The 6,615-nt window shown below is 49.6% G+C and carries 5 protein-coding genes; 1 reads left to right on the top strand and 4 read right to left on the bottom strand.

The window, feature by feature from the left end; translation table 11 throughout:
• Positions 1–244 precede the first annotated feature (244 nt).
• Genes rplI through rpsF form a run of 3 tightly spaced genes read right to left on the bottom strand, consistent with a single transcriptional unit; the run spans position 245 to position 1,354 of the window.
• Complete coding sequence (rplI, locus tag C6Y40_RS10940) at positions 245–697, bottom strand: 50S ribosomal protein L9 (RefSeq protein WP_105934616.1); 453 nt, start codon at positions 695–697, stop codon at positions 245–247.
• A 27-nt stretch (positions 698–724) separates the two neighbouring features.
• Complete coding sequence (gene rpsR / locus C6Y40_RS10935; protein WP_070178620.1) at positions 725–952, bottom strand: 30S ribosomal protein S18; 228 nt, start codon at positions 950–952, stop codon at positions 725–727.
• A gap of 12 nt (positions 953–964) precedes the next feature.
• Positions 965–1,354, bottom strand: a complete 390-nt coding sequence (gene rpsF / locus C6Y40_RS10930) for a 30S ribosomal protein S6 (RefSeq protein ID WP_105934615.1) — start codon at positions 1,352–1,354, stop codon at positions 965–967.
• A gap of 261 nt (positions 1,355–1,615) precedes the next feature.
• Between rpsF and C6Y40_RS10925 the strand changes: the two genes are divergently transcribed.
• Entirely contained in the window at positions 1,616–2,275 is a 660-nt protein-coding gene (locus C6Y40_RS10925) for an NAD(P)H-binding protein (protein ID WP_105934614.1), read from the top strand.
• A 2-nt stretch (positions 2,276–2,277) separates the two neighbouring features.
• Here C6Y40_RS10925 and C6Y40_RS10920 read toward each other — a convergent pair whose 3' ends face one another.
• On the bottom strand, positions 2,278–6,594 hold the full coding sequence (locus C6Y40_RS10920) for a hypothetical protein (protein WP_105934613.1): 4,317 nt from the start codon (positions 6,592–6,594) through the stop codon (positions 2,278–2,280).
• Between the last annotated feature and the right edge of the window lie 21 nt (positions 6,595–6,615).

The raw sequence follows: 6,615 nt of genomic DNA, 5'->3' as shown, positions 1-6,615 counted from the left end.
AAACCGCTTCCTGTTCGTCAGGCCAGCATTTTGCCTTCGGCTTCCTTCAGATTTCACCTCGCGGTGAACACCCTTGCCGTTCGGCTAACACTTCCCCTTGCCGGGTGTGCAGAGGACTTTCACCTCCAAGTCATCAACTCACCACCACAGTGAGTTAAACGGTGTCGAAACACCACGCGCCATGCCCGGCGCACGACATAAAAAAACCGCGCCGGAGCGCGGTTTTTTGTAAATCACTTAGCGCTTACGCCTGAGCGATGATAACTACTTTAGCAGTTGCCATTACGTCAGAGTGTAATTGCAGGTCGATGTCGTACTCGCCAGTTTCACGCAGAGTACCGGTAGGCAGTTTAACTTCTGCTTTCGCTACTTCTACGCCAGCTGCAGTAATCGCATCAGCGATGTCCTGAGTACCAACAGAACCGAACAGTTTGCCTTCTTCACCCGCTGGTGCAGCAATAGTTACTTCGCCAAGCTCAGCAACTTTGTCGGCACGCGCCTGAGCAGAAGCCAGCTGTTCAGCGATTTTCGCTTCCAGCTCTGCGCGACGCGCTTCAAATTTTTCAACGTTTGCTTTGGTTGCAGGCACTGCTTTACCTTGTGGGAAAAGGAAGTTACGTGCAAAACCAGATTTAACTGTGACAGTGTCACCCAGACCGCCTAAGTTGGCGATTTTATCCAGTAGAATGATTTCCATCGATGCTACCCCTTATTCTTCGCCAGATTACTTATGAGAGTCAGTGTACGGAAGCAGTGCAAGGAAACGTGCACGCTTGATAGCACTAGACAGTTGGCGCTGGTATTTAGCGCTGGTGCCGGTAATACGGCTTGGTACAATTTTACCGCTTTCTGTTACGTAGTTTTTCAACGTAGCGATATCTTTGTAATCAATCTCAACAACACCTTCTGCAGAGAAACGGCAGAATTTACGACGTCTGAAAAAACGAGCCATGATTAATTCTCCTTATTCTTCGCTTGCTGCAGGTTTTTCTGCGCGCTCGCCACGAGGAGCAGAATCTTCACGACGTTCGCGACGCTCTTCCTTCATCATAGGAGAAGCTTCAGTTACCGCACCTTTGGTACGCATAACCATGTTACGCAGGATAACGTCGTTGAAACGGAAAGCAGTTTCCAGTTCTTCAACCGCGGCAGCAGTTGCTTCAGCGTTGATCAGAACATAGTGTGCTTTGTGCAGTTTTTCGATTGGGTAAGCCAGTTGACGACGGCCCCAGTCTTCCAAGCGATGGATTTGTCCGCCATCTTGCTTCAGGATAGTGGTATAACGCTCGATCATACCAGGTACTTGTTCACTCTGGTCAGGGTGAACCATAAAAACGATTTCGTAATGACGCATTAAAACGCTCCTTACGGTTGTAGCCTCGCGCAGTACAGCCATCTGCATGGAGACAAGGAACTTAATTTGGGTGGCTGTAAGGGCGCGCATTATATAGAGCTTCTTATGACTGCACAAGCTTTATTCAACGAATATCGTTGGTTTGAGTAATCCTCCATAACCATTGCCTGTTAATCCTAATTTGCCATTACCGGGTAGAAACCACTTAGTGTTATCCCCACTCCCATTGTGAACTATGATTTTTTCAACCAAGGAGGTGTTATGAGTCGGGTATTTTTTATTGGTGCTACCGGCGGTGTTGGTCATCGTCTTCTTCCGCAACTGATTGCCCAGGGACATGAGGTAACAGCGTTACATCGCAAACCTGAACAGGCCGATTCACTCAGACAACAAGGTGCGAAACCGGTTGAAGGCGATATGATGAGCCTTACCCGTAACGACTATAAAGCGCTGTTACAAGACCAGGAGATTATTATCTTCTCTGCTGGCGCCGCGGGCAGCGGTAAGGATCGCACCAGCAAAATCGACGGCGCAACACCAGCTTTACTAACAGAACTGGCCGAGGAAATAGGTATTCAACGTTTTTATTTAGTCTCTGTCTTTCCAGAGGCCGGGCGCACTAAGGGGCTTGGCGAAGGGTTTGAGCATTACATGCAGGTGAAGAAAGCAGCCGACGCCCGCCTGGTAAAATCATCGCTGGATTGGGTTATCCTGCGCCCGGGCACGCTGCTTGATGAAGACGGTGATGATAAGGTGAGTCTCGACTATGCCCTCCCCTACGGTTCGGTAAAACGGGGTAACGTAGCCAATACCCTGGCGGCACTCATTGCTAAACCCACCCTCCGCCGGCAGATCATCGAGCTTACCGATGGCGATGAGCTCTTAAGCGAAGCAATAGAGCGCCTGATTACTGCCGTTTAGCCTTACTCAATGTCGGTAGTGACACCACCTTTGAGCAGAGAGAGATTTTTCAGCAATAAAGGTATAAGACCCAGAGCGGCAGTTGCCAGGCTCAATAGCGTATTCAGGGAGCTGCCGCTGGAATAAACAAAAATCACCAGCAGTACCAGCAACAATACAAAAACAGGGATGCGTAATACGCTCCAGGCGCCACTATTTGCATTGTCGAGCCAATGGCCAATCACCGCTTCGTTCTCGGCCGTGAGTATAAATTGCCTGAAGCTTTCGTTAACAATGTGCCAGCCTTTATCACGGAACAGATATCCCCGCCGCACCAGCCGTTCAATAATAACAGCATTAGCGGGGTTAATGCTGGCTCCATTCGCCAGCGTCCATAAGATTAGCTTCTCCTGGCGCGTACACTCTTCCCACTTGCGCCGGTAAAGAGCGCCAGCGTGTTCCAGCATAAACTCGATGACCTGTTCTGGCACCCAGTAATCGCCTCTCTGAGCTTCGTTGATGTTATCGCCAGCCATCTCTTTAAAGCACCAGGTTTGCTGGTCGAGCGCAGTGGCTAAATGATGAATTTCCGGCCAGGCCTGACATTCAGATGTGATAAGTAAATTCACATCAAAGGGGTTACTCAGGCGCTGCTTTTGGACGGGAGACCAGGCATAACGCTTGGTCATTTCTGAAAATAGCTTACTCCAGCCACTTTTTTCATCGCTGGAAAGGGTCTTTTCAGACGCTTCATTGTCATAGGCGCCTGGATTGAGTAAGCGATAAAGCGGAGCGGTTTCCGCTACCATCACCAGCGTCACGCCTGCTTGATTATGCAGCGCGTATAGAAAGCCCAGCGCCTGCTGGCGTAAGGCATCGTCGCCACTGACCTGCTCTACCGCTGATATGGCCACCACCAGTTGCCTAGGCGATACACTGTTTACGGCCTGCTCAATTTCGGCCAGTAAGTAATCCCCCCCATCACTGCCCCTCAGGCATTCTGGCAGGCGGAATACCCGGTTTTGAAATAAGTTGTCAGTTTGTTGGTTCAGGGCTTTCTCTGCCTGAAGCCGCGTCGCATTCAGGATTAGATACGACTGACCAGTTGGCCGTGCTACCCCGCCTGCAATATCCGGGAAACACCCCGTAGCGCCAGTTAGCTCAGCACAGTCCGGCTGCACCCGGTATTGATCCTGTAAATGCTCCCCCATCAATCGCTGGACAAGTACTTGCCTCACCGCCCAATAAATACCAAAAGGCAATCCTAAGAACATAATGAGCGCTATTAGCGGCCCACTCCCCTCCCTGACAGCAGCCAGCATAAGCAAATCGGCGCGGTAACCTAAATCGTTACCATGCATCGCTTCGCTGGCGCCGGTAAGGTCTTGTTTCGCCGCAAAGGTTAAATGGCTAACAAATTCGGTCTGGCTCGGCGTAATGCTAAACATTTGATTAAAGAAGCTATCAGGTCTTGCCGGAGCGTGGTCAGGAGATCGGTTTATCATCACCCATTTATTACACAGCAAATCACAATCTGCGATTGAAGAGGTTTGTATGACGTCAGGATAAAAACTACTGGTTAACTCCGGTAACCGGTATCCGGCAGCCATACCACAGGGAAACGAAGTGTCTGACGGTGCACAGGGCCGGGCGTTAAGAAAGCTTAGATAATCTTCATAGCCAAATTGGTGGGTCAGCATGCTCTGCCTGATATGACTGGCTTCAAAGCTCGCCTGGCGTTGAAGTAAATAGTCATGGGCTGTAAAAGCAACTAACGAAGATGGCACCACTGCGGCCAGATAAAATAATCCACTCAGATACCACACATAGCCTGACGTATAACGGCGCTGCTCTGCTGACCTGTTATTGCGCGGACGTTGCTCCGCTATCGGTTGTCTGCCCCATATTCGAAACGCTTCTACCGCCGCGGCAATGATGACTAACCCGGCCACCGCAAATAGTTGGTTCACCGCAAGCAGTTCGCGCTGTACTCCCGACTGATTAATGACATCAATCATAAATAACAACGCGGTAATCAGCACAAAGCCTGTCATCGGGCGTTTCCACAAACTATAGTGAGCCGCATTTACCCGAAACCTGTTCGCCAGAAACACACCAATGAGTGCGCAACAGCCGGCCCACATCACCATACGACTGGTAAACGGCAGAATCACTCCGGTCTGATACTGAATGCCAAGCCCGGTAGCAAACAAAATAAGCGCATAGGTTTTATAACGCGTGACATGTGCAGTATCGAAGTAGCCCACTTCCTGCCAGAAACGTTGCAATATGCCATAACGCAGTACAATAAATGCCGGGATCACTACCAGCATAAATAGCAGGACCGCCAGAAAAACCAGGATCATGTTATTGGTTTGCAATGCTTCCGGGTTAAAAAACACAGCCAGTCGCCAGGGCACGCTGTTCACCGCTGCTGCGCCGGAGCCATTAGCTTTCATCGGGCCAATAAGCACCGTATGCGGGCTGCCTTTATAGTCCAGCTCTATTAACGTAGGTGAAAGCAACTGATTGTGCTCAGAGGCGACTAACAGCTCCGGGTTACGGTTGGTTTCGGTGAAGAAGTTTTCAATCAGGCTGAGTGAGTCATCACTGTGAAACAACACGTTGCCGTCTTCATCTATCACTGCAAAGCCAAAGTTATTAGGCATAACCCGATCAACCAGACTACCCAACCGGGTGCCGGCTATAATTAACTTTGGCTCAGCATTAGCACTTTGCTGGAGTGGCTTCTGGAAACCTTTTTTCTGGTAACTAGAGAAAGTCTGGGCCAGCCGGAACTGGCTGTACGCTTCTACACTATAAGGCGCCGGTTCATCATCAAACCTACCTGCTGCAAACGGGATCGACAACATGGCATTTTTACGGCCATCTTCAATATTAAACACCCTCTGGATAAAAAACTGCGACATCCTGCCATCCTCTGAGTGGGACAACTGCCAGAACTGACCAGCCAAACCGGCTTTCACATAGTTTCGCTTAGCCAGGTTGATGGTTTGCTCGAAAACCAGATGCTCCGAGCTATACAGCACTGGATAATCGGTACTCACCGTGCCAGTTGCATCGATTACCGCCACCGTTTCAACAATTCGCTTGTGCGCGAGCGCGCCTGGTGAGGGATGACTCTCAGCAGTCAGGGTTCCCTGACAAATTTGATTATCATACACGCCAGACTCGCCACTGGCGGGACGATGGCGTTTACACTTTTCATCCGTCGCCTGTTCCACAATGTTGAGCACAGTGCTCACTTCCTCCACAAAGTCATGACTGATTTCGCGATGCATCAAATGCAACTGCTGAGCTTTTACCTCTTCAAAATAATTAAAGAACAACTCCTGAATTAACCCTATGGTGACAAGACCCATGGCTATCGTCATACCAAGCATTATCTGGCTTTTGTCGCCCCTGGCGATGGCATGGGTGGTACTGATATAGCGCAGTTTAATAAGCGGAGTAATAGCGATTAAAAACAGCAGGCCTAAAATCAGCCACATGAGCAGCGTGGGAGACAGCTTCAGTTTCTGTTGGTTGATGGCGCTTTTTTCTATCACCCCAACCAAATACAGCTCCTGCCCGGCCACCGTTAAGGCGGTTTCCAATATCGGGTGCACGTACACTCTGAAGTCAATATCGCTCACCTGGGTATCTATAAAGTTTGTTCCCTCAATCACCATATTGGGCGAGGCAGCCTCATCTGCAGCTGACTCTGCGGGTGGGTGTAAATGGGTGATGCGTTTGATCAGCAGTTCGGTTTCGTCACTTAACTGCGATGCATGATTAACCACTGAGAGCACCTTGCCACTTTCATCAACCAGCGCGACGGTCTGAAAACGTGCCACCCGCTGGCCTAAAGAGTCACTGACTTTACCCGACAAATGAAGTTTAAAATAAGCGCTCATAGCATTCGGCGCTTTACAGGCTTTGTAACTAACAAAATTTGCCTGGTCGAACGGCTCAAACGATAATACATAGGAGGATGACGGCGGTGAGGAAACCCTGACTTTTTCTTCCACCCGAATGGCGGCCAGGTCGTCTGAAACCGAGAGTTTTTCGATGGCTGTTTTCAACACATCCTGGTTAACATCACACTGCTGCTGGTCATTGTCATCGGCAAGAATATACTGAGACGTGACTTTCACCTTGTCGAAACTGCGGTGGAGCGTGCCTTCTATTTGCTTGAGTTCACGAAATAGCAAGGTGTTGAGGGTGTCCTCGTTACTATCCATTTTGAAATAATAAATAACGCCGGAAATGATTGTGCCCAGGGCCAGCACCAGCGCGATAAACAGAAGCTTGGAGAGGTTGCGTTTGAATGGCGTCATAAGCGTCCGGCTTATATAACG

Origin of the sequence: Marisediminitalea alba (assembly GCF_002993365.1) — a bacterium.
In the GTDB taxonomy this organism is placed as follows: domain Bacteria; phylum Pseudomonadota; class Gammaproteobacteria; order Enterobacterales; family Alteromonadaceae; genus Alteromonas; species Alteromonas alba.
The sequence above is the reverse complement of the archived record's forward strand: the minus strand, read 5'-3'. Positions and strand labels throughout refer to the sequence as shown.